Annotated in this window: 26 protein-coding genes and 1 pseudogene; 14 read left to right on the top strand and 13 right to left on the bottom strand. The window is 71.8% G+C overall.

Going from position 1 to position 26436, the window contains the following annotated elements:
* Positions 1 to 64 precede the first annotated feature (64 nt).
* From N4G63_RS16570 to N4G63_RS16555, 4 genes are read right to left on the bottom strand one after another with little or no spacing between them, the layout of a single operon-like run.
* Positions 65 to 1450, bottom strand: a complete 1386-nt coding sequence (locus tag N4G63_RS16570) for a DUF4010 domain-containing protein (protein WP_260786543.1) — start codon at positions 1448 to 1450, stop codon at positions 65 to 67.
* Positions 1451 to 1454: 4 nt separating this feature from the next.
* Positions 1455 to 2822 (bottom strand): MBL fold metallo-hydrolase RNA specificity domain-containing protein, encoded by a 1368-nt coding sequence (locus N4G63_RS16565; protein ID WP_260786542.1) that lies wholly within the window; start codon positions 2820 to 2822, stop codon positions 1455 to 1457.
* 49 nt (positions 2823 to 2871) lie between these two features.
* A complete protein-coding gene (locus tag N4G63_RS16560) occupies positions 2872 to 3402 on the bottom strand; it encodes an NINE protein (RefSeq protein WP_260786541.1) in 531 nt (176 codons plus the stop codon).
* A 41-nt stretch (positions 3403 to 3443) separates the two neighbouring features.
* Complete coding sequence (locus N4G63_RS16555) at positions 3444 to 3986, bottom strand: GNAT family N-acetyltransferase (protein ID WP_260786540.1); 543 nt, start codon at positions 3984 to 3986, stop codon at positions 3444 to 3446.
* Between the two features lie 426 nt (positions 3987 to 4412).
* Between N4G63_RS16555 and rpsP the strand changes: the two genes are divergently transcribed.
* The 6 genes from rpsP to N4G63_RS16525 all read left to right on the top strand — a co-directional run bounded on the left by rpsP (position 4413) and on the right by N4G63_RS16525 (position 8732).
* On the top strand, positions 4413 to 4688 hold the full coding sequence (gene rpsP / locus N4G63_RS16550; protein ID WP_260786539.1) for a 30S ribosomal protein S16: 276 nt from the start codon (positions 4413 to 4415) through the stop codon (positions 4686 to 4688).
* Between the two features lie 19 nt (positions 4689 to 4707).
* On the top strand, positions 4708 to 5322 hold the full coding sequence (gene rimM, locus N4G63_RS16545; RefSeq protein ID WP_314599943.1) for a ribosome maturation factor RimM: 615 nt from the start codon (positions 4708 to 4710) through the stop codon (positions 5320 to 5322).
* A 160-nt stretch (positions 5323 to 5482) separates the two neighbouring features.
* Positions 5483 to 6268 carry a tRNA (guanosine(37)-N1)-methyltransferase TrmD gene (gene trmD / locus N4G63_RS16540; RefSeq protein ID WP_260786538.1) on the top strand — a complete coding sequence of 262 codons (786 nt, stop codon included), beginning with the start codon at positions 5483 to 5485 and terminating at the stop codon, positions 6266 to 6268.
* Between the two features lie 166 nt (positions 6269 to 6434).
* Entirely contained in the window at positions 6435 to 6788 is a 354-nt protein-coding gene (rplS, locus tag N4G63_RS16535; protein ID WP_260786537.1) for a 50S ribosomal protein L19, read from the top strand.
* Between the two features lie 165 nt (positions 6789 to 6953).
* Positions 6954 to 7655, top strand: a complete 702-nt coding sequence (locus N4G63_RS16530) for a CoA pyrophosphatase (RefSeq protein ID WP_314599942.1) — start codon at positions 6954 to 6956, stop codon at positions 7653 to 7655.
* A gap of 90 nt (positions 7656 to 7745) precedes the next feature.
* Entirely contained in the window at positions 7746 to 8732 is a 987-nt protein-coding gene (locus N4G63_RS16525) for a CobD/CbiB family protein (protein ID WP_260786536.1), read from the top strand.
* 61 nt (positions 8733 to 8793) lie between these two features.
* Here the strand turns inward: N4G63_RS16525 and rsgA are convergent, their stop codons facing one another.
* Genes rsgA through N4G63_RS16510 form a run of 3 tightly spaced genes read right to left on the bottom strand, consistent with a single transcriptional unit; the run spans position 8794 to position 11322 of the window.
* The gene (gene rsgA / locus N4G63_RS16520) at positions 8794 to 9699 is read right to left on the bottom strand and encodes a ribosome small subunit-dependent GTPase A (protein WP_260786535.1); all 906 of its coding nucleotides are present in this window, start codon (positions 9697 to 9699) and stop codon (positions 8794 to 8796) included.
* On the bottom strand, positions 9696 to 10037 hold the full coding sequence (locus tag N4G63_RS16515) for a 4a-hydroxytetrahydrobiopterin dehydratase (protein WP_260786534.1): 342 nt from the start codon (positions 10035 to 10037) through the stop codon (positions 9696 to 9698). Before N4G63_RS16515 ends, rsgA begins: the two co-directional genes overlap by 4 nt.
* A 31-nt stretch (positions 10038 to 10068) precedes the next feature.
* Complete coding sequence (locus tag N4G63_RS16510; protein WP_260786533.1) at positions 10069 to 11322, bottom strand: M48 family metallopeptidase; 1254 nt, start codon at positions 11320 to 11322, stop codon at positions 10069 to 10071.
* Between the two features lie 102 nt (positions 11323 to 11424).
* Here N4G63_RS16510 and orn point away from each other — a divergent pair, with 102 nt between their 5' ends.
* The gene (gene orn, locus N4G63_RS16505; protein WP_260786532.1) at positions 11425 to 12009 is read left to right on the top strand and encodes an oligoribonuclease; all 585 of its coding nucleotides are present in this window, start codon (positions 11425 to 11427) and stop codon (positions 12007 to 12009) included.
* Here orn and N4G63_RS16500 read toward each other — a convergent pair.
* Positions 12001 to 12726 (bottom strand): DUF2087 domain-containing protein, encoded by a 726-nt coding sequence (locus N4G63_RS16500; RefSeq protein ID WP_314599941.1) that lies wholly within the window; start codon positions 12724 to 12726, stop codon positions 12001 to 12003. The two genes, orn and N4G63_RS16500, sit on opposite strands and share 9 nt — an antisense overlap.
* Positions 12727 to 13108: 382 nt before the next feature.
* Between N4G63_RS16500 and N4G63_RS16495 the strand changes: the two genes are divergently transcribed.
* Both N4G63_RS16495 and N4G63_RS16490 read left to right on the top strand, forming a co-directional pair.
* Positions 13109 to 14683, top strand: coding sequence for an alkaline phosphatase D family protein (locus tag N4G63_RS16495; RefSeq protein WP_260786530.1), 1575 nt, complete (start codon positions 13109 to 13111; stop codon positions 14681 to 14683).
* Between the two features lie 23 nt (positions 14684 to 14706).
* Positions 14707 to 15348 (top strand): hypothetical protein, encoded by a 642-nt coding sequence (locus tag N4G63_RS16490; protein ID WP_260786529.1) that lies wholly within the window; start codon positions 14707 to 14709, stop codon positions 15346 to 15348.
* A gap of 28 nt (positions 15349 to 15376) precedes the next feature.
* On the opposite strand, the gene N4G63_RS16485 is transcribed toward N4G63_RS16490, so the two are convergent.
* The 4 genes and pseudogenes from N4G63_RS16485 to N4G63_RS16470 form a co-directional block, all read right to left on the bottom strand.
* Positions 15377 to 15739 carry an FKBP-type peptidyl-prolyl cis-trans isomerase gene (locus N4G63_RS16485; protein ID WP_260786735.1) on the bottom strand — a complete coding sequence of 121 codons (363 nt, stop codon included), beginning with the start codon at positions 15737 to 15739 and terminating at the stop codon, positions 15377 to 15379.
* A pseudogene (locus N4G63_RS16480) lies at positions 15734 to 16081 on the bottom strand (FKBP-type peptidyl-prolyl cis-trans isomerase); the annotation flags it as partial. The gene N4G63_RS16485 and the pseudogene N4G63_RS16480, both read right to left, overlap by 6 nt.
* 200 nt (positions 16082 to 16281) lie before the next feature.
* Entirely contained in the window at positions 16282 to 17190 is a 909-nt protein-coding gene (gluQRS, locus tag N4G63_RS16475) for a tRNA glutamyl-Q(34) synthetase GluQRS (RefSeq protein ID WP_260786528.1), read from the bottom strand.
* A 10-nt stretch (positions 17191 to 17200) separates the two neighbouring features.
* Positions 17201 to 18172, bottom strand: a complete 972-nt coding sequence (locus N4G63_RS16470; RefSeq protein WP_260786527.1) for a LysR substrate-binding domain-containing protein — start codon at positions 18170 to 18172, stop codon at positions 17201 to 17203.
* Positions 18173 to 18282: 110 nt separating this feature from the next.
* On the opposite strand from N4G63_RS16470, the gene N4G63_RS16465 reads away from it, so the two are divergent.
* Positions 18283 to 18984, top strand: coding sequence for a pirin family protein (locus tag N4G63_RS16465; protein ID WP_260786526.1), 702 nt, complete (start codon positions 18283 to 18285; stop codon positions 18982 to 18984).
* Between the two features lie 108 nt (positions 18985 to 19092).
* On the opposite strand, the gene N4G63_RS16460 is transcribed toward N4G63_RS16465, so the two are convergent.
* Positions 19093 to 20418, bottom strand: a complete 1326-nt coding sequence (locus tag N4G63_RS16460; protein ID WP_260786525.1) for an MFS transporter — start codon at positions 20416 to 20418, stop codon at positions 19093 to 19095.
* A 365-nt stretch (positions 20419 to 20783) separates the two neighbouring features.
* Between N4G63_RS16460 and N4G63_RS16455 the strand changes: the two genes are divergently transcribed.
* The 4 genes from N4G63_RS16455 (at position 20784) to N4G63_RS16440 (ending at position 26258) form a co-directional block, all read left to right on the top strand.
* The gene (locus N4G63_RS16455) at positions 20784 to 23573 is read left to right on the top strand and encodes a TonB-dependent receptor domain-containing protein (RefSeq protein ID WP_314599940.1); all 2790 of its coding nucleotides are present in this window, start codon (positions 20784 to 20786) and stop codon (positions 23571 to 23573) included.
* An 84-nt stretch (positions 23574 to 23657) separates the two neighbouring features.
* Positions 23658 to 24587, top strand: coding sequence for a LysR family transcriptional regulator (locus N4G63_RS16450; protein WP_314599939.1), 930 nt, complete (start codon positions 23658 to 23660; stop codon positions 24585 to 24587).
* Positions 24584 to 25198: a M15 family metallopeptidase gene (locus N4G63_RS16445; RefSeq protein ID WP_314599938.1), complete on the top strand. Its 615-nt coding sequence runs from the start codon at positions 24584 to 24586 to the stop codon at positions 25196 to 25198. The genes N4G63_RS16450 and N4G63_RS16445 overlap by 4 nt, the downstream gene beginning before the upstream one ends.
* Positions 25188 to 26258: a S66 peptidase family protein gene (locus tag N4G63_RS16440; RefSeq protein ID WP_260786523.1), complete on the top strand. Its 1071-nt coding sequence runs from the start codon at positions 25188 to 25190 to the stop codon at positions 26256 to 26258. The genes N4G63_RS16445 and N4G63_RS16440 overlap by 11 nt, the downstream gene beginning before the upstream one ends.
* Positions 26259 to 26436 lie beyond the last annotated feature (178 nt).

Below are 26436 nucleotides of genomic sequence, written 5' to 3'. Positions count from 1 at the left end.
GCTGGCTGCCAAGCTCAGGCTGCCGAGGCCGGGCCGCCTCCGCGGCCCGCGCCGTGGGCGCCGATCAGGCGCCGAGCGCGCCGCTGGCCCAGGCCAGGCTGGCCGCCACCGCCAAGGCACTGAACAGGCAGCCGGCCATGCGCAGCGCAAAGGCCCGGCCGCCGCTGAAGGCCGCCACCACGCTGCGGGTCAGGCTGTTGGTGGCCAGGGTCAGCAGCACGCCGCGCAAGGCCTGTGCGTCGCTGACCTGGCCTTGCTGCGCCACCGCGGCCAGTGCCGCCACGCCCGAGTGCGCGTCGCCAAAGCCGGCCAGCGCGGCCCCGGCCAGTGCACCCGCCTGGCCGAAGACGCGCTGCGCCAGCGACACCGCCAGCGCCACGCCGCTGAGCAGTGCGGCCACGATCAGGGCCTCGCGCACCCGCAACGCGCGGCCCGGTGGCGCGCGGCCGGCACCGGTATCGGGCGCGGCGGCCCGGGCGGTGCCAGCGGTCCCGGCGGTCAATCCGGCCATGCCGGCGGGCGCCGCAGCGGCGGCTTCGGCCGGGCGCCGCCCCAGCAGCGCCTGGGCCGCGCCCCAGGCCAGCGCCAGCAAGGCGCCGGCGGCCAGCGCCGGCAGCGCGCGCCAGGCCAGTGACGGTGCCACCGCGGCCAGCATCAGCATCGCCTGCAGCCAGGTGGCGGCGGTGGAGAACATGGCCCCGGCCGTGCAGGCCGCGGCCTGTGCCGGATGGGCGCGCAGCCGGCTGCCCATGGCCGCCACCGTGGCGGTGCTGGACACGAAGCCCGAGAACAGGCCCGACACCGCCAGCCCGGCCGCGGCCCCCAGCAGGCGCAGCGCCACATGGCCGGCGGCCTGCAGCAGCAGGATCAACAGCACCAGCGCGGCGATCTGGTGCGGCGCCAGGCCGCCCAGCCAGGCCAGCGGCTGCTGCGGCACCAGCGGCACCAGCACCAGGGCCACGGCGGCCAGCAGCAGGCCGTCGTGCAGCTCGTCCTCGCTGAGCACGCGGGTCGCAAAGCGGTGCAGGCTGCCGCGCGCCGCCAGCAGCACGGCCACCACCGCGGCCGCGCCGGCCGCCACCGCCGGGCGGGCCATGGCCAGCACGCCGATCAGGTAGGTCACCAGCAGGGCCAGCTCGGTGGTCATGCCGGGATCGGGCGGCGGGCCCTTGGCGGCCGGGCGCAGCGAGTGCAGGTAGGCCAGCGCGGCCAGCAGCAGCACCGCCAGCGCACCCACCGCCACCAGCGCCGGCTGGGCCAGGCCCTGGGCCAGCGCGCCGGCCAGCGCCACCAGCGTGAAGCTGCGGATGCCGGCCGCCGCGCGCTGCGGGCCGCGGCCCTTGCGGCGCTCGCGCTCCAGGCCGATCAGCAGGCCGGCGCCCAGCGCCACGCTCAGGCCCAGCAGCAGCGACGGCAGGCTGCCGCTGGCGGGCGGGCCGGGCACCGCCATGCCGTTACAGGCTCACCGTCTCGCCGTGCTGCGGCACGCGCACGCGCCAGTCCAGCTCGGTCTGGATGCGCTGGCGCAGCGCGTCGGCGGCGGCCGGTTCGCCGTGCACCACGAAGGTCTGTGCCGGCGCGGCGGGCAGCTGGCCCAGCCAGGCCAGCAGCTCGTCGGCATCGGCGTGGCCCGAGAAGCCCTCCAGCCCGCTGACCGTGGCATGCACCGGCACGTACTCGCCGTGGATCTTGACCTCGCGGGCGCCGCCCAGCAGCAGCGCGCCGCGGCTGCCGCCCACCTGGAAGCCGGCAAACACGATGTGGTTGCGCGGGTCGGGCGCCAGCGACTTCAGGTGGTGCAGCACCCGGCCACCGGTGGCCATGCCGCTGGCCGAGATGATCACCGACGGGTAGCGCGAGGCACAGACGCGCTGGCTTTGCGCCGGCGTGCTGACGATGGTGACGCCGTCGGTCAGCGTGGCCATCTCGCGCGCCGGCACGCGCAGCAGCCGGCGGTGCTGGCCGTACAGCGTGGTGGCCTGCGCGGCCATCGGGCTGTCGAGCACGATCGGCAGCCGCGACGCGATCTCGCCCGCCGCCTTCAGCCGCTGCAGCACCAGCAGCAGGGCCTGCGCCCGGCCCACCGCAAAGGCCGGCAGCAGCACCGAGCCGCCACGCGCCACGGTGTCGCGGATGATGCGCGCCAGCAGCGCCGGGGCATCCTCGGGCGGGTGGCGGCGGTTGCCGTAGGTGCTCTCGACCAGCAGCACATCGGCACCCGACGACAGCCCGGCCAGCGGCTGCGGTGGCGGCATCAGCAGGTCATGCTGGCGGCCGAGGTCACCGCTGAAGGCCAGCGTGCGGCCGCCATGGCTCAGCGTGATGGCGCAGGCGCCCAGCAGATGGCCACCGGGCACCAGGCCCACCTGCACATCGCCGATGCGAAACGGCCGGTCGGTGCGCTGCGGCGAGATCTTGGCGATGGCCCGGCGGGCGTCGGCACGGGTGTAGAGCGGCAGCGCCGTGGCATGCCGGCTGTAGCCGTAGCGGTTGGCGCGGCGCGCGTCTTCCTCCTGCAGATGCGCGGCGTCGAGCAGCAGCACCTCGGCCAGGTCGCGCGTGGCGGCGCTGGCGTACACCGTGCCGCGCCAGCCGCTGGCCACCAGGCGCGGCAGCCAGCCGCAGTGGTCGAGGTGGGCATGGCTCAGCACCACCGCGTCGATGTCGCCGGGCGCCACCGGCAGCGGCTGCCAGTTGCGCTCGCGAAACAGCTTGAAGCCCTGGAACATGCCGCAGTCGAGCAAGATGCGCTGCCCGCCCATCGTCACCAGGTGCCGCGAGCCGGTGACCGTGTCGGCCGCGCCAAGAAACTGGATCTGCATCGTGAGGTCTCCCAACGTGTTGCGCCGGCCGCCGCGGCGCGGGCCGGGCTCAGCGCGAGGCCGGCTGGGCGGGCGGCGTGGGCGGGGTGGCCGGCAGGGCCGGCTGCGCTGCCTGTGCCTGCTGCGCCTGCTGCTGCAGCAACTGGTACTCGAAGAACTTCTGGCCGCCGAAGGCCAGCGTGCCCATCAGCGCCGCGCCGCCCAGCAGCAGCGCGGCGATGGCGCCCAGCACCGGGCCCCAGGTGGTGTGGCGCACCGGGCCGCCGGCGCCGTGGCGCACCGCCCATTTTTCGTCGGGCGTCAGTCCGTAGACGATGGCGGTCAGCATGGCCTGGCTCAGCATCAGGCCCAGCAGCGGCAGCAGCAGCCAGGCGGCGTGGTCGTCCTGGCCCAGGTTGCGCATGCGCACCAGGCCGGCCAGGCCGGCCAGCGTGGGCCAGGGCATCAGCCAGCCGGCCAGGTCGCGCAGGCCATGCAGGTAGAAGCGGTGCAGGCCGAAACTGCCGGCCAGCAGTGCCAGCCAGGTGGCCAGGGTCTTGGACTTGGGGGCGGGCAGGGGCAGGGCGGCAGCGGTGGACATCGTCACGGCATTGTGGCGCCTGGCCGCGCTGTGGCCGGCGCTCAGGCCTCGCCGGGCGTGCTGTCGCCCGTGCCCAGGCTGCGCTGCATCAACACCACATCGAGCCAGCGGCCGAACTTCCAGCCCGAGGACTTGAGCACGCCGGTGTGCGTGAAGCCCAGCGCGGCATGCACGCCGATCGAGCCGGCGTTGGCCGAGTCCCCGATCACCGCCAGCATCTGGCGCGCGCCGGCCGCCTCGCAGCGTCCCACCAGTTCGGCCAGCAGCAGCCGGCCCAGGCCCTGGCCTCGCGCCTGGGGCGCCAGGTAGATCGAATCCTCCAGGCAGAAGCGGTAGGCCTTGCGCGGGCGGAAGTGGTTGGCATAGGCATAGCCCAGCACCTCGCCGCCGCGCTCGGCCACCAGCCAGGGCAGGCCCTTGGCCAGCACGTCGTCGCGACGGCGCGCCATCTCGTCCTGGTCGGGCGGTTCGAGCTCGAAGGTGCCGGTGCCGTGCAGCACGGCGTGGCCGTAGATCGCGGTGATGGCGGGCAGGTCGTCGGCGATGCTGGGGCGCAGGTGCAGGAGGGGGGCGGCGTCGGTCACGGTGGTGGGGGCGGCGCGGTCGGCGCGCGGTTGGGGCGGGGGATGGCCGCGGGGTAGTGGCCGCGGGGTGGTGGCTGCGGGGTGGCCGCCGCGGGGTGGTGGCCGCGGGGTGGTGGCAGGGGCCTCAGCAGGGGTGGCAGCAAGGAGGGCGGTGCGCGATGCCGGCAAGGCCTGTCAAAGTGCCCGTGAAGGCACTTGTGAATGCAGCGCCGGCTCAGTTTATAATGCGCGGTTCTCGGCGGCGGCTGGGTGAGGTTTGTGCCATGGCGCAGACCGCATCCGGCGTATCTACGACGCCGACACCGTGCCTCGCGCACGCCGCACCTCGCAGGTCAAGAGGGGTTGGCAGGCGCGGGCAACCTTGATGGTTCGGCCTTGCGTGTCTCCCTGGCTGGTCTGTCGCCAACGATTTTCCGGAAGAACATCATGGTCGTCATTCGACTGGCACGTGGCGGCGCCAAGAAGCGCCCCTTCTACAACATCGTCGTGTCCGACTCGCGCGAGCGTCGCGACGGCCGCTTCATCGAGCGCCTGGGTTTCTACAACCCGATGGCCGCCGGTGCCGAGCAGCCGCTGCGCGTTGCGATGGACCGCCTGAGCTACTGGCAAGGCGTGGGCGCGCAGATGTCGCCCACCGTCGAGCGCCTGGTCAAGCAGGCCGCCAAGGCCGTGGCGGCCCCGGCTGCCGCCGTTGCCGCCTGATCCAGGCGACAGCAGGCCGATGAGCGCCGCCCAGCCCTTTGCTGGGGCCGACGAACCGGCCTTTCCCGAAGACGCGATCGAAGTCGGTCGCGTGCTCGGCGCCTGGGGCGTCAAGGGCTGGATTCGCGTCCAGCCCTTCTCGCGCGATCCCAAGGCCCTGTTTTCATCGCGCCGCTGGTTCGTGCGCCCGCCCGAGGCCGACGGCCCGCGGCCGGCGCTGCCCCAGGGCGCGCCCGCCATGCCGCCGCTGCTGCGCATCACGCACAGCAAGGAGCATGGCGATGGCGTGGTGGCCGCCGCCCAGGAGCTGGGCGACCGCAGTGCGGCCGAGGCCATGAGGGGCGCGCGCATCTTCATCGCGCGCTCGAGCTTTCCCACTGCCGGCGACGGCGAGTACTACTGGATCGACCTGATCGGCCTGGCCGTCGTCAACCGCGACGGCGCGGCGCTGGGCACCGTGGTCGATCTGCTGGACACCGGCGCGCACAGCGTGCTGCGCATCCGTCGCCCCGAGGCCACCGAGGCCACGCCGCCGGCCGAGGCCGAGCGCCTGATCCCCTTCGTGGGGGCCTTCATCGACGATGTGAGCCTGGCGGAGCGCCGCATCACCGTCGACTGGGGCCTCGACTTCTGACCATGCGCGAATGAACCTGCTGCGCGTGCACATGGCGGCCCTGCGCGACTCGCCGTACCGGTGTACGGCTGCGTTGCTCGGACCACCCTGAGCCCGCGCGCGACGGTTTCTTCACGCCTGGTGAGCGTCACCTGGCCCGATTGCGGTTCTCGCCACCCCGATGCGCTTCGACATCGTCACGCTGTTTCCCGAGCTGTTTGCGCCGCACCTGGCCGTGGGCATCACCCGCCGCGCCTTCGAGTCGGCGCAGGTCGATGTGCGCCTGTGGCCGCTGCGCGACCATGCCGAGGGCACCTACCGCCGGGTGGACGACCGCCCTTTTGGTGGCGGCCCGGGCATGGTGATGCTGGCCGAGCCGCTGGAGCGCGCACTGGCCGCCGCCAAGGCCCAGCGCCGCGCGCAGCAGCCCGACGAGGCTGCGCCGCAGGTGCTGCACTTCACGCCCACCGGCGAGCGCATCACCCAGGCGCTGGTGCGCGACATCGCCAGCGGCCCGGGCGCCATCCTGCTGTGCGGGCGCTACGAGGGCATCGACCAACGCCTGCTCGACCGCCATGTCACGCGCGAGCTGAGCCTGGGTGACTTCGTGCTGTCCGGCGGCGAGCTGCCGGCGCTGGCGTTGCTGGATGCGGTGGCGCGGCTGCAGCCCGGCGTGCTGACGCCCGAGTCGCACGAGCAGGACAGCTTCTCGGCCGACTTTCTGCTCGACTGCCCGCACTACAGCCGGCCCGAGCTGCTGTCGGCGCCCGATGGCGGCCCGCCGCAGCCGGTGCCGCCGGTGCTGCTGAGCGGCCACCATGCGCAGATCGCCCGCTGGCGGCGCGAGCAGCAGCTGGCCATCACCGCCCGCCGCCGCCCCGACCTGATCGCCGCGGCCCGCGCCGCCGGCCGCCTAACGTCGGCCGACGAGCAGTGGCTGCGCAGCCTGCGCGAGCCGGCTGCTTGACGCAGAGCCACAGGCGACGCGCCTGGGCTATAATCATCGGCTTTTCGATCCTCTGCCGGGCAAGGCGCAGGCAACAGCGATTTCGGTCGACGTTGATCCGCACCACACGGTCGCACTTTGCGATCACCCCTCAAACCCGCCGGCACGATCGCATCTGGAGAAAACCGTGGACCTGATCCGCACCCTCGAGCAGGAAGAAATCACCCGTCTGGGCAAGACGATTCCGTCGTTCGCCCCTGGTGACACCGTCATCGTCAGCGTCAACGTGGTGGAAGGCACGCGCAAGCGCGTGCAGGCCTACGAAGGCGTGGTGATCGCCAAGCGCAACCGCGGCCTGAACAGCAGCTTCATCGTGCGCAAGATCTCCAGCGGCGAAGGCGTGGAGCGCACGTTCCAGCTGTACAGCCCGCTGATCGCCTCGATCGAAGTCAAGCGCCGCGGCGATGTGCGCCGCGCCAAGCTGTACTACCTGCGCCAGCGCTCGGGCAAGTCGGCGCGCATCAAGGAAAAGCTGTCCTGACCTTTGGTCAGGCGGCGCGGAACGCGCACGGTTCGTGCACAGCACGAACCACAGCGAACGCAGCATGTCGGCGCAGCCGGCATGCTGCAAAAGCTGGTTCCGCCCAAGAAACAAGCCGCCTCCGGGCGGCTTGTTTCATTTCTGGCGCGCCACAATGCGCGGCATATGGCCCAGCCCGTTCCGCGCATCACCGATCCCCAGGCCATCCCGGTGATCGGCATCGACGACCACCTGCCGCCGGTGGCCCCCGCCGCGCTCACCGCACCGGCCCTGCGCGCGCTGTTTGCCGCACCGCCCGCATTCGAGCCCGAGATCCCCGGCGACGGCGGCCGTTTTGCGCCCGGGCGCGCGGCCACGCCGGCTGCGGTGCTGGTGCCGCTGGTGATGCGCGCGCACGGCCTGCAGGTGCTGCTGACCCAGCGCACCCCGCACCTGCGCGACCATGCCGGCCAGGTGAGTTTTCCGGGCGGCCGCGCCGAGCCGCACGATGCCGATGCCGTGGCCACCGCACTGCGCGAAACCGAAGAAGAGGTGGGGCTGGCGCGCCGGCACATCGAGGTCATCGGCACGCTGCCGGTCTACCGCACCGTGACCAGCTACGTGGTCACGCCAGTGGTGGGTTTGGTGCAGCCCGATTTCGATCTGGCGCTCGACGCCAACGAGGTGGCCGAGGCCTTCGAGGTGCCGCTGGCTTTTCTGATGGCGCCGGCCAACCACCACCGCCACCGCTTCGAGTGGGACGGCCACGCGCGGCAGTTCCTGTCGATGCCCTGGACGCGGCCGGGCGGCCAGGCGCCGTACTTCATCTGGGGCGCCACGGCCGCGATGTTGCGCAACCTGTATGGCTTTCTGGCCGGCGCGCGCTGAAGCCTGGCCCGCCATGCCGGCGGTCAAGCGGTGGCCGCGACGCTTGTTCCGGCCCTGAAGGCCCGGCACCGCTGGGTATGATGCGCGGCGATGAGCTTCTTTGCGGTTCTGTTTGCGTTGGTGGTCGAGCAGCTCAAGCCGCTGCCACGTGACAACTGGGTGCACCATCTGCTGATGGGCTGGGTGGGTTGGACCGGCCGCAACCTCGATGCCGGCAAGCCGCACCATGCCTGGGTGGTGTGGTGCGTGTCGGTGCTGGTGCCCGGGCTGGCGATGTCGGCGGTGTACCTGGCGCTCAACCACTGGAGCGTGCTGCTGGCGCTGGCCTTCGATGTGGCGGTGCTCTACCTCACGCTGGGCTTTCGCCAGTTCAGCCACTACTACACCGACATCCGCGACGCGCTGGAGCGCGGCGACGAGATCGACGCCCGCCGTCTGCTGGCCGAGTGGCGCCACCTGGACGCCAGCGAGCTGCCGCGCACCGAGCTGCTGCGCCATGTGCTCGAGCATGCGCTGCTGGCCGCCCACCGCCATGTGTTCGGCGTCTTCTTCTGGTTCGTGCTGCTGTCCACGCTGGGCCTGGGGCCGCTGGGCGCGGTGGTCTACCGCATGGCCGAGTTCGCCAGCCGCTACTGGAGCTATCCCAGCAAGACCCTGGGCGTGCCGGCCAATGCGCGGCTGATGCAGGTGTCGCAGCAGATGTTTGCGCTGATCGACCACCTGCCGGCGCGCATGACCGCCTTCGGCTTTGCCGTGGTCGGCAACTTCGAGGACGCGATCAATGCCTGGCGCCGCGATGCCGCGCTGTGGCGCCACCCCAACGAGGGCGTGATCCTGGCCGCCGCCGCCGGTGCGGTGGGCGTGCAGCTGGGTGGCCATGCCGCGCCGGGCGTGAGCCCCGAGCGCTCGCGCACCTTCGATGCCGGCGCGGTGGACGATGCCGGCGCCGAGGGCAGCACGCCGGGCGATCCGCCGCAGCTGGGCCACCTGCGCAGCGTGGTGGGCCTGGTGTGGCGCTCGGTGGTGCTGTGGATGCTGCTGCTGGCCTTGCTGAAGCTCGCGAACCTGGTCGGCTGATGGGCATCGCAGGGCGCGGGCCGGGCGCCGGGTGGCTGCCGTACCCGGCAGCCGGGTGCGGTCAATACCGGCTCGACGACAACTCTGCGTGCAGCTCGCCGTAGATGCGGTAGCGCGAGGGGCTGATCGCGCCGCTGTCCACCGCGGCGCGCACGCCGCAGCCGGGCTCGTGCAGGTGGCTGCAGTTGTAGAAGCGGCAGTCGGCGGCGTGGGCCGCGATGTCGGGCATCAGCGTGGGCAGCTCGGCCGGGCCCACCTGGTGCAGGCCGAACTGCTGGAAGCCCGGTGAATCGAGCAGCGCGCTGTGTCGCGCGCCGTCCAGCCAGTACCAGGTGGTGCTGGTGGTGGTGTGGCGGCCGGCGTTGAGCGCCAGCGAGATCTCGCCCACCTGGGCCGCGGCCTGCGGCACCATGGCATTGATCAGCGTGCTCTTGCCCATGCCGCTGGGGCCCAGCACCAGCGTGGCGTTGTCGGCCAGCAGCGGCGCAAGCAGGGCGCGCGCCTCGTCGGTGCGGGTCTTCAGCGCGCATTCAAGCACCGTCACGCCCATCGTGCGGTAGGGCTGCAGGCGCGCACGGGCCGCGTCGGCGCCCTCGAGGTCGGTCTTGTTGAGCACGATGGTGGCCGGGATGTGCACCTGCGTGGCGGCGATCAGCGCGCGTGTCAGCTGGCTTTCCGACCACATCGGCTGCACCGCCACCAGCACCAGCAGCTGGTCGAGGTTGGCGGCAAAGGACTTGGTCTTCCACTCGTCCTGCCGGTAGAGCAGGTTGCGGCGCCCGATCAGGCGCTCGATCACGCCCTCGTCGCCGGCCGGCGCCCACTGCACCCGGTCGCCCACCACCAGATCGCTCTTCTTGCCGCGTGGATGGCACAGCGTGCGTGTGCCGTCGTCGGCCTCCACGATGCAGTGGCGGCCATGCGCCGCCACCACCAGGCCATTGCCCTGGCCGGCCGCGGCCGTCATGCCGGCAACAGTGCGTCGACCAGCGCCGCGCAGATGAAATCGTTGACCGACAGGCCGCCCACCGAGTGGGTGTTGAAGCGCACCGTGCAGCCGCCGTAGCTGAGCGCCAGGTCGGGGTGGTGGTCCTCGCGGTTGCACAGGTAGGCCACGGCATTGGCAAAGCCCATGCTGCGGTGGAAGTCGGCAAAGGCGTAGTGCCGCTCGATGGCCGACTGCCCGGCCGGCGTGCGCACCCGTTGCCAGCCCGGCACCTGGGCCAGCAGCGCGGCGGCGTCGGCATCGGCCAGCGGCGCGCCGCTGACAGGGCGGCAGCGTTGCTGCACCAGGGATGGGTTCATCGCGGGGCTCCCGGGCAAGGCGTGGCGCACATCAGGCCGCCAGCGCCGCCAGCCGCTCACCGGCCGGCGGGTGCGAGTAGTAGAAGCGCACGTACAGCGGGTCGGGTGTCAGCGTGGCGGCGTTGTCCTGGTGCAGCTTGACCAGCGCGCTGGCCAGCGCCTGGCCGTCGCTGTGGCTGCGCGCATACGCGTCGGCCTCGAACTCGTGGCGGCGCGACAGCATGGCGCTGAGCGGGGCCGCGAAAAAGCCGAACACCGGCACCGCCAGCATGAACAGCAGCAGCGCCAGCGCATCGTTGGGCGCCGCCAGGTTGGGCTGCACGCCCAGGCCGGTGTAGAAGCCGGTCCAGTTCGACAGCCAGCCCAGCAGCGCCAGCGCGCCCAGGCTCAGCGCAAACATCATCACCATGCGCTGCAGGATGTGACGCAGCTTGAAGTGCCCCAGCTCGTGCGCCAGCACCGCCTCGACCTCCAGCGGGCTCAGCTTGGCCAGCAGGGTGTCGTAGAACACCACGCGCTTGGCGGCGCCCAGGCCGGTGAAATAGGCATTGCCATGCGCCGAGCGCCGGCTGCCGTCCATCACGAACAGGCCCTTGGCGGCAAAGCCGCAGCGCGCCATCAGGGCCTGCACGCGGGTTTTCAGCGCGTCGTCGGCCAGCGGCTCGAACTTGTTGAACAGCGGCGCGATCAGCGTCGGGTAGACCACCATCACCGCCAGGTTGAAGGCCATCCAGGCGGCCCAGGCCCACAGCCACCACAGGCCACCGGTGGCGCCCATGATCCACAGAATCAGCGCCGCCAGCGGCAGGCCGATCACCGCGCCCACCAGCAGGCCCTTCACCGCATCGGCCAGCCACAGCTTGAGGGTGGTGCGGTTGAAGCCGAAACGCTGCTCGAGCCGGAAGGTGGCGTACAGCTCGAAAGGCAGGTCGAGCACGGCGCCGATCAGCGTGAAGGCGGCCAGCAGCGCCAGCTGGTAGGCCAGGTTGCCAAAGCGCGGCTGCACCGCCTCGAGCACCGCCAGGTTCAGCGCATCCAGGCCGCCCAGCAGGGTCCAGCCCAGCAGCACGGCGCTGCCGAAGGCTGCCCACAACAGCCCCAGCCGGCCCTTGGCCAGCGTGTAGTCGGCCGCACGCTGGTGGGCGGCCAGGCTCACCGTGTCGGCAAAGGCCGCCGGCACCTGGGCCCGGTGCTGCGCCACATGGCGCATCTGACGGGTGGCCAGCCACAGCCGGACGGCCAGCGAAAGCACCAGCGCGGTGGTGAACAGCAGGGTGAGCAGCATGGGGATGGGCGACGGGCGCGCGACGGCCGGGCAGCGGGCGTCAGGGCATCCGATCGGGGCGACGCTTCGGGCCTGCAAGTGTAGGGCTGCGACAATCTGCGCATGAGCTCAACCGACAACGCCCCTGCCGCCGGCACGCCCCTGGCCTCGAGTGACCAGAACCTGATCTGGATCGACCTCGAGATGACCGGGCTGTCGCCGTTCACCGACCGCATCATCGAGATCGCGGTGGTGGTCACCGACCCGCAGCTCACCGTGCGCATGGAAGGCCCGGTGATCGCCATCCACCAGAGCGACGCGGTGCTCGACGGCATGGACAACTGGAACAAGGGCACGCACGGCAAGAGCGGCCTGATCGACCGCGTGAAGGCCAGCACCGTGGACGAGGCCGCGGCCCAGGCCCAGGTGATCGCCTGGCTGAAGACCTATGTGCCCAAGGGCAAGAGCCCGATGTGTGGCAACTCGATCTGCCAGGACCGGCGTTTTCTCGCCAAGGACATGCCGGCGCTGGAAGACTTCTTTCATTACCGCAACCTGGATGTCAGCACGCTCAAGGAGCTGGCGCGGCGCTGGAAGCCCGGCGTGCTGGAGGGCTTCAAGAAGGCCCAGAAGCACACCGCGCTGGCCGACATCCACGAGTCGATCGACGAGCTGCTGCACTACCGGCAGCACTTCCTGTCAGTCTGACGCGGGCACTGACGAAGGCGCCGACGAAGGCGTTGCCGCAGGCGCCGGCCCGGCCAGGCGCCGCCGCGGGCTGTCGGCCCGCTCGGTGCGCACGCCGCTGAGCGTGCGCTGGCGCAGCCGCCAGGCCTGCAGCAGCGCGCGGGCCTCGTCGTCGGGCTGGGCCGGCAGCTTCCAGTAGGCGCTGCAGTCGCTCTCGCGCGCCAGCAGCCGGTGGTTGACCAGCTCGCGGCGCAGCGTGGCATGGTCATCGAAAGCATTGGCCGCACGCAGGATGGCGTTGACCTCGCGCTCGGTGTAGGTGCGTCGGGCTTCGAACAGGGTCCACAGCACCCACATCGCCAGCGTCTGCACGCTGTACTTGATGGGCCAGCGCACCAGGCGGCCACGCGGGTCGAACTGGCCCAGCGCCTTGCGCGCGTTGGCGCTCAGCGGCAGCGCGGTGGGTGTCTCGTCGGGGGCCCGGGCCGGGCGCGGCAGACTGGCCGGATCGATCGGCAGGGCCTGTGCGGCGGCGGCAGGCGTGGCCGCCGGTGTGGGCATGGCGGCGCGCAGCGCCTGCAGGTTGCGGTGGCCGGCGGCGCGGGCCAGCAGGTTCAGCAGCTCCTGGTGGCCCGGTGGTGGCGCGCCCTCGGCATGGCGGCTGTGCAGGGATTTGCCCAGGGCACGCGCGAACTGCGACGCATCGGGCACCCGCAAGGGCAGGGGAATTCGGCTCATGGCACGCTTCTCCACGCAGGCAATGCTGGACCACGGGGCGCAGCCGCAGGGCTGCACCGGGGTGCTGGGGGTTGCCGTCTTCCAGCCGCATTGCCCGCGCAGAAAACGGCGGGATGGCTTGGCTCGGGGGCCTCGGCTTGCGAGGGGCAGGTTCAGCACGCGAGGGGTCTCGCGCGGCAACGCCTGGGTGAACTGCCGACCAGGGCGCCAGTGTAGCCGGGCTGCGCGGCGCGTGGCTGGCGCGGGTGGCGCCGCCTGCGCGGCGTCACGCGCCTGACCCGCCCGGTGAGCCGAACGCGGCAGGCCACCGGGCCGGCACTGACACAGCCCGAACATGGCCAACACCTAAGCTGGGCGGCATACCCCAAGCACGGAGCTGCCCATGACCTCGCCCATTGACCGCCGCCGACTGCTCAAGTCGGGCCTCACGCTGGCCGGTGCCGCCACGCTGCCGACACTGCGCTGCGCGCCGGCGCTGGCCGCGTCGGACGCCGATCGCCCGCTGATGGCGCAAGGCATCCAGCTGGGCGACATGGCGCTGGGCCGCATCATGCTGTGGAGCCGCGCCGACCGCCCGGCCCGCCTGCATGTGGAATACGCCTTCGACGAGGCCTTCAGCAAGGCCCAGCGCGTGAACGGCCCGCATGCGCTGGAGCTGAGCGACTACACCGCGCGTGTCGACCTGATCGACCTGCCGGCCGACCGCCAGGTGTTCGTGCGCGCCTGGTTCACCGGCCTGGACAACCGCCGCGCCAGCAGCGAGCCGGTGCTGGGCAGCTTTCGCACCCCGGCGCTCAAGCGCAGCGTGCGCTTCGTGTGGGGCGGCGACACCGCCGGCCAGGGCTGGGGCATCAACACCAGCTTCGGCGGCATGAAGATCTATGAGCAGATGCGCCTGGTGCAGCCCGACTTCTTCTTGCACAGCGGCGACACGATCTATGCCGATGGCCCGATCACCGAGAGCGTGAGCACCCCACTGGGCACCTGGACCAACATCGTCACGCCCGAGGTCAGCAAGGTGGCCGAGACGCTCAACGAGTTTCGCGGCCGCTACCGCTACAACCTGCTCGACGAGAACGTGCGCCGCTTCAACGCCGAGGTGCCGCAGATCTGGCAGTGGGACGACCACGAGGTCACCAACAACTGGAGCGACGCCAAGAGCCTGGAGGCCGACGCCCGCTACACCGAGAAGAACGTGCCGCTGCTGATTGCCCGCGGTGCGCGCGCCTTCCAGGAGTACGCGCCGATGCGGCCCTTCACCACCGAGGAGCCCGAGCGCGTCTACCGCCACATTGCCTACGGCCCGCTGCTCGACGTGTTCGTGATCGACATGCGCAGCTACCGCGCGGCCAACAGCGCCAACCTGCAGGCCACGGCCGGCGCCGCCACCGAGTTTCTGGGTGCCGCGCAGCTGGAGTGGCTCAAGCAGGGCCTGCGCCGCAGCCGCGCCACCTGGAAGGTGATTGCCGCCGACATGCCCATCGGCCTGAACGTGGGCGACGGCCGCGATGCCGCCGGCACCCTGCGCTGGGAAGCCATCGCCAACGGCGACAACGGCACGGCCAAGGGCCGCGAGCTCGAGATCGCCGGCCTGCTGCGCGCCATCAAGCAGATGGCGGTGAAGAACGTGGTCTGGCTGACCGCCGACGTGCACTACTGCGCCGCGCACTACTACGACCCCAACCAGGCGCAGTTCAGCGACTTCAACGGCTTCTGGGAGTTTGTCTCGGGCCCGTTGAACGCCGGCAGCTTCGGCCCCAACACGCTGGATCTGACCTTCGGCCCGCGCGTCGACTTCTTCAAGGCGCCGCCCACCGGGCAGGTGAACCTGTCGCCGCTGGCCGGCCTGCAGTTTTTTGGCGAGGTGAACATCGACGCCAGCAGCCGCAGCTTCACGGTCGACTTCAAGGACCTGGGCGGCGCGTCGGTCTACCGCAAGACCCTGCAGCCCGCCTGAGCCACCCCGCCCTGGAGACCATGATGACCCCCCACACCCCGAAGCCGCCAACCGCGGTGGCCCCGTTCAAGCGCCTGGTGGCGCAATTGGTCTGCGTGGCCGGTCTGGCCGCACTGGGCCTGCAGCCGGCGCAGGCCGTGCTGCTGCAATCGGCCAGCGCCAGCGTGGGCAGCAGCGCCGGCGCCACGCTCAGCGGCCAGCAGCTGGCCCTCGATCTGCAACTGGCCGAAGGCGGCCGCGCGCACTACAGCTTTGAGCTCGAGGCCGCCGATGTGGGCCAGTGGCTGCGCCTGGATGCGGTGATCGGCCTGGTGCCCGGCACCGCGCTGTCGCAGCTGCGGGTGCTGCTGGGGCAGGCCGAATTTGCGCTGGTCGGCTCGGTCACGCCCGCGTTCGGGCAGCTCGACACGCTGGACGGCGATGCCACGCAGCAGTCGATCCGGCTGTCGCTGCCCGAAACCCTGGGCCTCGACCTGGGCGCACCCTTTGCCCAGGCCGGCACCAGCGCCTGGCTGCTGGCCCCGGCCGGCGCCGCGGCCGGTGAGCGTTTCAGCCTGGAGATCCAGGCCGTGCCCGAGCCGGGCGCGCTGCTGCTGTGCCTGGCCAGCCTGGCCGGGGCCGCAGCGGCCACCGGCCGCCGCCGCACGGTGTCGCGCGTGGTGTGACCGGGGCGGCCAGGGCGGCCGGCGCCACTCAGACGCCCAGCAGCTCCACCTCGAACACCAGCGTGGCGTTGGGCGGGATCACGCCGCCGGCGCCGCGCGGGCCATAGCCCAGCTCGGGCGGGATCACCAGCACGCGGGTGCCGCCCACCTGCATGCCCTGCACGCCGTCGTCCCAGCCGCGGATCACCATGCCGGCGCCCAGCTGGAAGCGGAACGGATCGCCGCGGTCCTTGCTGCTGTCGAACTTGCGGCCACGGCCATCGGCGGCGCCGGGCTCGTGCAGCCAGCCGGTGTAGTGCACGGTGACGCGCTGGCCGGCGGCGGCGGTGGCGCCGCTGCCCACCACCACGTCGGTGATCTCGAGCGGCTTGCGCTCGGGTTCGGGCAGCAGCTCCACCTCGAACACCAGGGTGGCATTGGGCGGGATCACGCCGCCGGCGCCGCGGGCGCCATAGCCCAGCTCGGGCGGGATCACCAGCACGCGGGTGCCGCCGGTCTGCATGCCCTGCACGCCCTCGTCCCAGCCGCGAATCACCATGCCGGCGCCCAGCTCGAACTCGAAGGGATCGCCGCGGTCCTTGCTGCTGTCGAACTTGGTGCCACGGCCATTGGGCGCCGTGGGGTCGTGCAGCCAGCCGGTGTAGTGCACGGTGACCGACTGGCCGGCCTGCGCGGTGGCGCCGGTGCCCGGCGTGGTGTCTTCGTACTGGAGTCCGGAGGCGGTGGTGGTCATCGGGTGATCATCCTGGAGCGGGTTGAATGCGTCGCGGGGCACGCCCCGCGGGCCGGCATCATGCCATCGACAGGCGGGCGGCAACGGCCAGCGGTGCCGGGTGCACCATCCCGCGGGCCAGCGCCGGGCCGCCCCAAGCAGGCCCTCCACCCGCCCGGCGGGTGGACCCGCGTACCCGCGGGGCCGGGTGTCCTACAAGTTCAAAGCCAGGCCTGCGCCCAGGCCAGCGTGGCGGCCTGCAGCCAGTCGGGCACGGTGCTGGCGTGCAGCTCGGGCAGGCCCAGGGCGTGGCCGGCGGCGCGCAGCGCGCCCAGTGGCTCGCGTGTCTCCAGCGGGCGGGCGCCGTTCTGCTTGCTGAGCTTGTGGCCGTCGTCGCCCAGCACCAGCGGCACATGCAGGTAGCGCGGCTCGGGCAGCACCAGCAGGCGCTGCAGATGGACCTGGCGGGCGGTGTTGTCGGCCAGGTCGGCGCCGCGCACCACATCGGTGATGCCCTGCGCGCCGTCGTCCACCACCACCGCCAGCTGGTAGGCCCACAGGCCGTCGGCGCGGTGCAGCACGAAGTCGCCCACCTCGCGGGCCACGTTCTGGCGGTGCGGGCCGCTGCGGCGGTCGTTCCAGCTCACCACCGCCTCGATGCCGCCGCACACGGTGAGCAGGCGCGTGGCGCGCGCCGGCCGGCCATGCAGGCCGGCGCGGCAGGTGCCGGGATACACCCGCTCCTCGAAGCGGCCGTGCAGCACGCCCAGCGCCACCAGGGCCTCTTCGACCTCGCGCCGGGTGCAGGCGCAGGGGTAGACCAGGCCCAGCGTGTGCAGTCGCTTCAGCGCGGCCTCGTACAGCGTGCCGCGGCGCGACTGCCACACCGGCGGCTCGTCAGGAAACAGCCCGCAGCGCGCCAGCTGGCGCAGGATCAGCTCGTCGGCGCCGCTCACGCAGCGCGGCGTGTCCACGTCCTCGATGCGCACCAGCCACTTGCCGCCATGGGCGCGCGCATCCAGCCAGCTGGCCAATGCGGCCACCAGCGAGCCGGCATGCAGCGGCCCGGTGGGCGAGGGCGCGAAGCGGCCCACATAGCCCGGCCGGCGGGTACTGCTGGATGCGCTCATGGCCGGCGGCTTACTCCAGCGGCTCGAGCAGGCTGCAGTGGCGGTCGAACAGCGCCAGCCGCGTGGTCGGGCTGTCGAGCTGGCTCAGCCACCAGGCCAGGGCCTGGCCACGGCCGGCATTGCGCCGCCAGGCATAGCCAAACCGCGCCGGCACACGCTGGCGCGCCACGGCCCGCGTCACCAGGCGGCCGGCGCGCAAGTGATCGCGCACCTGCGGCTCGGGCACGAAGCCGCAGCCCAGGCAGCGCAGCAGGGCCTCGACCTTGGCCGCCAGCGTGGGCACGGTGAGCACGTCCTGGCCCGGCAGCAGGTTCACCGTGGCCGGCGACAGTCGCTGCGCCGAATCGGCCACCGCCACCGCACGGTGCTGGAAGATCTGCTCGTCGGTGAGCGGCGCGTCGCCGGCGGCCAGCGGGTGGTGCGGCGCCACGCAGAACACGAAATCGACCTCGCCCAGCGGCTGCAGCTCGATGCCGGCCTGCGGCGTGGCGCTGAGCGTGACGCCGATCGACAAGTCGGCCTGGCCGGTGACCAGCGCCTCCCAGGTGCCGGTCATGATCTCGCGGCGGATCTTCAGCCGCGTGCCGGGCGGCTTGCCGTCGTCGGTGCGCTGGGCGTAGAAGCCTTCGATCAGCTCGAACATCACCAGCCGCGACACCACGCCATCGGCCACGATGGTCAGCTCGCTCTCCCAGCCGGTGGCCACGCGGCGCACGCGGTTGGCCACCGCGTCCATCTCGGCCAGCAGGCGCCGACCCTCGCTGAGCAGCTCCTGTCCGGCGGCGGTGAGCTGGGCCTGGCGCGAGCGGCGGTCGAACAGCAGCACATCGAGCGCTTCTTCGAGCTGGCGCACGCTGTAGGTCAGCGCCGAGGGCACACGGCCCAGCTCGCGGGCGGCGGCGGCAAAACTGCCGCAGCGCGCGATGGTGTCCATCATCAGCAGCGCGTCGGGGGTCAGGGCCTGGCGGCGGGTATGGGGCATGTCATGCAAGCGTCAGTCTTTCATCTTATTTGAATGGATGCTTCAAGCCCCGCACCACCACACCGGGATGCGGGGGAGGCACGATGGCGGCCACGCTGGAGACTGTCTGAATGATCACACTGCGACGCGCCGAAGACCGTGGCCACGCCGACCACGGCTGGCTCAAGAGCTGGCACAGCTTCTCGTTTGGCGAGTACCACGACCCCGCCCACATGGGCTTCGGCAACCTGCGGGTCATCAACGACGACCGCATCGCGCCGGGCACCGGATTTGGCACCCACGGCCACCGCGACATGGAGATCGTGAGCTACGTGCTCGAGGGCGCGCTGGCGCACAAGGACTCGCTGGGCAATGGCGCGGCCATCGTGCCCGGCGAGGTGCAGCGCATGAGCGCCGGCAGCGGCGTGATGCACAGCGAGTTCAACCACGCCCGCGACCACGCCACGCACTTTCTGCAGATCTGGATCCACCCCGATCGCTCCGGCATCGCGCCGGGCTATGAGCAGAAGGCCTTCAGCGAGGCCGACAAGCGCGGCCGCCTGGCCCTGGTGGCGGCGCCCGACGGCCGCGACGGCGCGGTGACGATCCATGCCGATGCGGCCATCCGCGCCGGCCTGTTCGATGGCGACGAGGCCGCCGAGCTGGCCTTGCCGTCAGGCCGCCGCACCTGGGTGCACGTGGCGCGCGGCGAGATCATGGCCAACGGCCAGGCGCTGAAGGCCGGCGACGGCCTGGGCCTGGTTGACGAGCCGCTGCTCACGCTGGGCCAGGGCCGCGGCGCCGAGGTGCTGGTGTTCGACCTGGCGACATAGGCTCCGCCCCGTAAGCGCCTGCGGCGCCTCCCCCCAGGGGGCGCCGCCAGCGGCCCGGCAGAGCCGGTTGCGCGGCGACCACCGCTGGGTTGCCGGCCGCCGCGCCGTTCAAAGCTCGGTTTCCGCCTCGCGGCCATAGCCCGGGCGGATGCGCACCGCGGCCACCGCCACAAAGGACGGGATCGTGGCCACGCACACCCAGACAAAGAAGCCGGTGTAGCCGAGCTGGCTTTGCAGCCAGCCGGCGGCCATGCCGGGCAGCATCATGCCCAGCGCCATGAAGCCGGTGCAGATGGCGTAGTGCGCGGTCTGGTGCGGGCCCTCGGCCACCATCATCATGAACACCATGTAGGCGGCAAAGCCGAAGCCGTAGCCGAACTGCTCGGCCATCAGCGCCGCGCTGATCCAGCCCAGCTGCGTGGGCTGCCACAGCGCCAGCGCCACGAACAGCAGGTTGGGCAGGTGCATGCACACCACCATGGGCCACAGCAGGCGGTCGAGCCCGCGGCGCGAGATCACCCAGCCGCCCAGCAGCCCGCCCGCGGTGAGCGCGGCCACGCCCAGCGTGCCGTAGGCCAGGCCCAGCTGCTGGTTGCTCAGGCCCAGGCCGCCGGCGCTGGCGGCATCCAGCGCAAACGGCGCCACCAGCTTCAGCAGCTGCGCCTCGGCAAAGCGGTACAGCAGCAGGAAGGCCAGCACGCGCCCGATGTCGGGCCGGCGCAGGAAGGCCGCGAACACGGCCACAAAGTCGCGCCGCAACTCGCCGGCGCGGCGCCGGGTTGGCGCTGGCACCGAGGCGCCAGCCGGCGCGGGTGCGCCAGCCACGGGCCGCGGCAGGCTCAGCGTGTGCAGCAGCGCCAGCAGCACGAACAGCGCGCCCAGCAGCCCGAACACCCGCACCCAGGCACCGGCCGCGCCCAGCCCGGGCTGCTGCTGCTGCCACCAGCCGGCCAGCGCGATCAGCCCGCCCTGGCCGGCGATCATGGCCAGCCGGTAGCAGGTGCTGCGCACGCCCACGAAGGCCGCGCGCTGGCGTGGCCGCAGCGCCTGCAGGTAGAAGCCGTCGGCGGCGATGTCGTGCGTGGCCGAGGCGAAGGCCAGCAGCCACAGCACGGCCAGCGTGGCGCGCACCGGCTCGGGCCCCGGCAGCACCAGGGCCACACCACCCAGCGCCGCGCCGATCAGCCACTGCATCGCCAGCACCCAGCGCCGCGGCGTGCCCAGCAGCTCGACCAGCGGGCTCCACAGCGGCTTGATCACCCACGGCAGGTACAGCCAGCCGGTGAGCAGCGCGATCTCGGTGTTGGAGACGCCCAGGTTCTTGTACATCACCACCGCCAGCGTCATCACCACCACATAGGGCAGGCCCTGGCCGAAGTACAGCGTGGGGATCCAGCGCCAGGGCGAGGGGGGCGGCGAGGGCAGGGCAGTCAAGCGGTGCGGTCCGGCGGGCGGTGGTGCAGGGGCGGTAGGCGCCGCTGCGGTGGGCGCCGTTGCAGTTTGCGCCGCTGCGGTTTGTGTCGGGGCGGCGCAACGCCGCCGCATGCACTGTAGCGCCCAGGCCTGGTGCGCCGGCACGCGGCTGCCTGGGCACGGCGCCATGCCCCGTGTTGACGCATGCCCTGAAGTTATGGGCTGATTGGCAACCGCTACGGCCCGAACGGCACGGCCGCCAGACCCCCTGAAGTAAAGTCAATCGCAACAAATGTTGCGGCAACGTGTCGGCCGGCCCCGGCCGGCACGGCCGCCCACAGCGGCCGTCCCCATCCGGGCGGACGAGATCGACCTCCGGAGGGACCATGCAGTTGAAGACCATCGTTCGTGGGATCACCTTGCTGGGCGTGGCGATGCCCGCGCTGGCGCAGACCGGCGACTCGCCGCAGCGGGTGGAGATCACCGGCTCGAGCATCAAGCGCATCCAGAGCGAAGGGGCGCTGCCGGTGCAGGTGATCCGGCGCGCCGACATCGAGAAGCTGGGCGTCAGCACGGTCGAGCAACTGGTGAGCACGCTGAGCGTGGCCGGCAATGGCACCGACAACCTGGCGTCCCTGGGTGGCAATGCCTCGCAGGGCTCCAACGCCAACCCCGATGGCAACAACAACCTCGGCAACTCGTCGGCCAACCTGCGCGGCCTGGGGCCGCAGAACACGCTGATCCTGCTCAACGGCCGGCGCCAGTCCAGCCATGGCCTGAAGGGCGCCACGGTCGACCTGGGCTCGATCCCGCTGGCCGCGCTGGACCGCATCGAGATCCTGCAGGACGGCGCCTCGGCCATCTACGGCACCGATGCCATCGGCGGCGTCATGAACTTCATCCTGCGCCGCGATTACAGCGGCCTGGAGATCAGTGCCGGCACCGACCTCACCGAGGAGGGCGGCGGCGCCATCCACAAGTTCTCGGGTGTCTGGGGCCTGGGCTCGCTGGACAAGGACCGGTTCAACGTGATGGTCACGCTGTCGGGCTCGCGCAACGAGTCGCTGAACTCGCGCCAGCGCGATTTCGCCAGCAACGGCCACATGCCGGCGCTGGGCGTGGCGCAAGAGACCGTGGGCACGCCCTACGCCACCCAGACCTACCAGGCCTGGGCCGCGCTGCAGCGCCCCGGCAGCACCGCGCCGATCCGCTTCAACTCGGCCAACCTGCTGGCGCTGAACGGCAACTGCGACAGCGTGCCCGACATGTACGCCTACGCCGACAACGTCACCGGTGTCACCACCCGGCGCTACGGCTGCTCGTACGACTATGCCGGCCGCGCCATGCTGCAGCAGCCGCTGGACGTGCTCAACCTGGTGTCGCGCGCCAACTTCCAGCTCGCGCCCGAGCACACGGCCTTTGTCGAGCTGATCGGCTCGCGCACCCAGGCCCGCAAGGAATACGAGTCGGTGCAGATCACCTCGGCCACGGCCAGCGACCGCTACTCGTATCCGGTGAACGGCCCGTACTACCAGAACCTGCTGGCCCTGTACCCGAACCTCACGGCGCAGACCGGCATGAGCTTCGACGCCACCAAGCCGATCGCCATGCGCTGGCGCTGCCTGGAATGCGGCCCGCGCATCGTGGACACCACCTCCACCAACCTGCGCGTGGTGGCCGGCCTCGAAGGTGTTGTGGCCGGCTACGACTACAAGATGGGCGTGATGGCCGGCCGGGCCACCAGCCGCGCGGTGCTGACCCGCGGCTACTTCTTCGACGACAAGCTCGACGCCGCACTCGATTCGGGCCTGATCAACCCCTGGCTGCAGCCCGGCCAGAGCCAGACCGCGGCGGGCATGGCGCAGCTGGACGCGGCGCGGGCCGATGGCCTGGAGCGCCTGCGCGGCAGCACCCATCTCTATGGCCTGGATGCCACGGTCTCGGGCGAGCTGTTCAAGCTGCCCGCCGGCGCGATGATGTTTGCGCTGGGGGCCGACTTCCGCCAGGAAGGCTACAAGCTCGAGTACAACGAGGCCGTGCTCTACGCGGCGCTGCCCGACGCCGACTTCGTCTCGCGCAAGCGCGACATCAAGGCCTTGTTCGGCGAGTTGCTGATTCCGGTGGTCAAGAACCTCGACCTGACCCTGGCCGTGCGGGGCGACGATTACTCCGACTTCGGCAGCACCGTCAACCCGAAGCTGTCGCTGCGCTTCCAGCCCTTGCCCAACCTGATGCTGCGGGGCTCGGCCAGCACCGGCTTCCGTGCACCGACCTTCGGGCAGCTGTACACCGCGGCCACCGACCCCAGCGGCACGCTGCCCACCATCACCAGCGCCCGCGACGACCCCGCAGCCATCTGCAGCGGCACCGGCGCGCTGGTGGGCGCGGCACGCGATGGCGTGTGCGGCGTGCGCTTCGAGTACCTCACCGGCGGCAACCCCAACCTGAAGCCCGAGGAGTCGAAGCAATGGTCGATCGGCTTCGTGGCCGAGCCGGTTGACTGGATGACCCTGAGCCTGGACACCTGGCGGGTCAAGCGCAGCAACGTGATCGGCTTCCTCACGCCCGAGGGCGTGCTGAACAACTATGCGGTGCTCAGCCAGTACGTGGTGCGCGGTGCCGACGGCAAGATCGACTACCTGCGTGCCGGTCGCATCAACGCCGCCGGAACCATCACCGGCGGCACCGACATCGGCGTGACCCTGCGCGGCGCGCTGGCCGGCGGCAAGTGGACCACCTCGCTCACCGGCTCGTACCTGGACACCCACAAGGAGCGCCTGTTCGACAACCAGCCCTGGGTTGAGCGTGTGGGCCAGTGGAGCAGCCAGGACCTGCGCCTGCGCTGGAAGCACAACCTGGCGTTCAGCTACACCCAGGGCGACTGGTCGGGCACCTTGTCGCAAAGCCATGTCACCGGTCACAAGGCCTATGTCTGGAGCACCGGCGTCACCCAGCCTGGCGGCGAGGTCGACAGCTACACCCGCTACAACCTCAGCGGCGGCTACACCGGCATCAAGAACCTGGCCATCACCGCCGGCATCCGCAACCTGCTCAACACCGATCCGCCGTTCTCGGTTCACCATTCCGACGAAGTCAGCGGCACCAGCTGGGACCCGCGGGTGGCCGACCCACGTGGCCGCTCGTACTTCGTCAACATGACCTACAAGTTCTTCTAGGCGGCGCGGCATCCGCAACAATCGGCGGGGCCTTCCGGATCGGGAGGCCCCGTTGTCCATTTCACGCCAGGATTCGCCAAGGCCATGCGGCTGCGCCACATCGAAGTTTTTCACGCCGTGATGCGGGCCGGCACGGTGAGCGGTGCCGCGCACCTGCTGCACATCTCGCAGCCGGCGGTCACCAAGGTGCTGCAGCATGCCGAGGCGCAGCTGGGCCTGCTGCTGTTCGAGCGCGTGCGCGGCAAGTTCTACCCCACGCCCGAGGCGCTGCGCCTGTTCACCGAGGTGGACAAGCTGCATGCCGATCTGGTGGCCATCCGCCGCCTGGCGGTGAGCCTGAAGAACGGCGAGGCGCAGACGGTCAAGCTGTCGGTCACGCCGGCGCTGGGTGCGGCGGTGGTGCCGGCGGCGATGACGCGCTGGTCGCTGGCCCAACCCGATGGCCGCTGCGAGCTCAGCACCCAGCACACCCGCGAGCTGGTCAATGCGCTGCTGCTGGGCGAGGCCGAGCTGGGCCTGGCGCTGCATGACCCCAAGCACCCCGGCATCCGCGCCGAGCCGCTGGCCTCGGGGCGCATGATGGTGCTGCTGCCGCGCAAGCCCGCGCGTGCCGGCCGTCGCGCGGGCGAAGCCGCCGGCCTGCCGCTGGCCATCACCGAGCTGCCCTCCGAGCTGATCGGCCTGGCCGGCGACGACCCGCTGGGCCTGCGGCTCAGCCAGGAGTGCGAGGCCCAGGGCGTGCAGCTGCAGTTCCGCATCACCGTGCAGACCTACCAGCTGGCGCGCGCGCTGGCCGAAGCCGGCCTGGGTGCGGCGGTGGTCGATCCCTTCACCGCGGCCTCGGCCGATCGCCAGCGCGTGGTGGTGCGCCCGCTGGACCCGGAGATGCCGGTGCCTCTGTACCTGCTCACCCCGTCGGCCATGCCCTTGTCGCAAGGCGCGCGGCGGCTGGTGCGGTTTCTGGGCGAGGCGGCCGAGGCCTGCCTGGCGCAGGCCGACACGGTGCCGGCATGAGCGGCGGCAGCCTGCCGGTGGAGGCCATCGCCGCCCACCCTGACTTCCGCCGCCTGGCCAGCCTGAACGGTGTCGCGCACGATCTGCGTTATGCCGGCCGCAACAACTTTGCCGGCCGCGTGCTGTATCCGGGCCTGGATTGCGCCTGGGTCCGCCGCGAGGCGGCGCAGGGCCTGGAGGCCGCGGCCGAATGGCTGGCCGCGCACCGCCCCGGCCACCGCCTGCTGGTGCTGGATGCGCTGCGCCCGCAGCGCGTGCAGGAGGCGATCTGGGCCGATGTGGCCGGCACCGACCTGGCCCACTACTTTGCCGAGCCGGTGCGCGGCTCGGTGCACAGCTTCGGCATGGCGGTGGATGTGACCGTGCTGCGCCCCGACGGCCTTGAATGCGACATGGGCGCCGGCTACGACGAGATGGCGTTGCGCTCGCACCCGGCGCTCGATGCCCAGCACCTGGCGCTTGGCGTGCTCAGCGCCGCGCAGGTGGCCGAGCGCGGCTGGCTGTATGCGGCCATGGCGCAGGGCGGCTTCCACGGCATCCCCTCCGAGTGGTGGCACTTCGACCATGGCGACCGCGAGCGCGTGCGCCGGGAGTTTCCGCGTGTGCTCTGAGCCGCACCTCTCTCGGCGCCGCGCGCTGCAGGCCGGCATCGCCGCGCTGATGGGCGCCGGCCTGGCAGGTGCCGGCGGCGCCACCCAGGCCGCCGGCAACGGCACCCGCCTGCCGCTGCTGAAGGCCGCGCGCCTGAAGCCCGGCGACACCATCGGCCTGGTCAACCCCTCGCATGCCGTGTACGAGCGCGAGCCCTACGAGATTGCCCACGACACGCTCAGCGCCATGGGCTTCAAGGTGGTGGAAGGCGCGCACCTGCGTGCGCGCCGCGGCCACCTGGCCGGCAGCGATGCCGGCCGCGCGGCCGACATCAACGGCTTCTTCGCCGACCCCGGCGTGCAGGGCATCCTGGCGCTCACCGGCGGCTCGGGCGGCAACCGCATCCTGCCGCTGCTGGACTACGGCCTGATCCGCGGCAACCCGAAGTTCCTGGGGGGCTTCTCCGACATCACCGCGCTGATCAATGCGGTGTTTGCGCGCACCGGGCTGGTGAGCTTCCATGCGCCGGTGGGCGTGTCGTCGTGGAACGCGTTCAGCCTGCGGCACTTTCGTGGCGTGGCGATGGACGCCGAGGCGATGACGCTGCGCAACCCGCGTGATCTGGACGGCCTGCCGGCGCCGGCCGAGCACCGCACGCGCACCCTCACGCCGGGCCTGGCGCGCGGCCCGCTGCTGGGCGGCAACCTGGCGGTGCTGAGCGCGATGACCGGCTCCGACTACCTGCCCAGCTTCGACGGCGCGATCCTGTTCCTTGAAGAGATCAACGAGTACATCTACCGCGTCGACCGCATGCTGTCCACGCTGAAGCTGGCCGGTGTCTTGGATCGCCTGGCCGGTGTGGCCATCGGCCAGTTCACCAAGTGCACGCCGGGCGATGGCTACGGCACGTTGACGCTCGACGAGGTGTTTGACGACTGGTTCGCGCCGCTCAAGGTGCCGGTCTACCGCGGCGCGATGATCGGCCACATCCGCCAGAAGTTCACCGTGCCCATCGGCCTGCCGGCCGAGATCGACGCCACGGCCGGCACGCTGCGCCTGCTGGAGCCCGCCGTTCGCTAGCGGGAGCCCCCGGCCTCACGGGCACGTGAGTCCACCCGCCGGGCGGGTAGGCGGGCCCGCCTGGGCGCGGCCCGGCGCTGGGCCCGCCGTTCCACGGTGCTTGACGCCGCTCAACCTGCGCGCCGGAGCCGCGCCGAAGAATGCCCACTTCACACCCGCACCACGGGACGAAGAGGAG

The sequence above is a fragment of the Aquabacterium sp. OR-4 genome (assembly GCF_025290835.2).
GTDB lineage: Bacteria > Pseudomonadota > Gammaproteobacteria > Burkholderiales > Burkholderiaceae_C > Pseudaquabacterium.
This window is presented reverse-complemented; position numbering and strand designations above follow the sequence as displayed.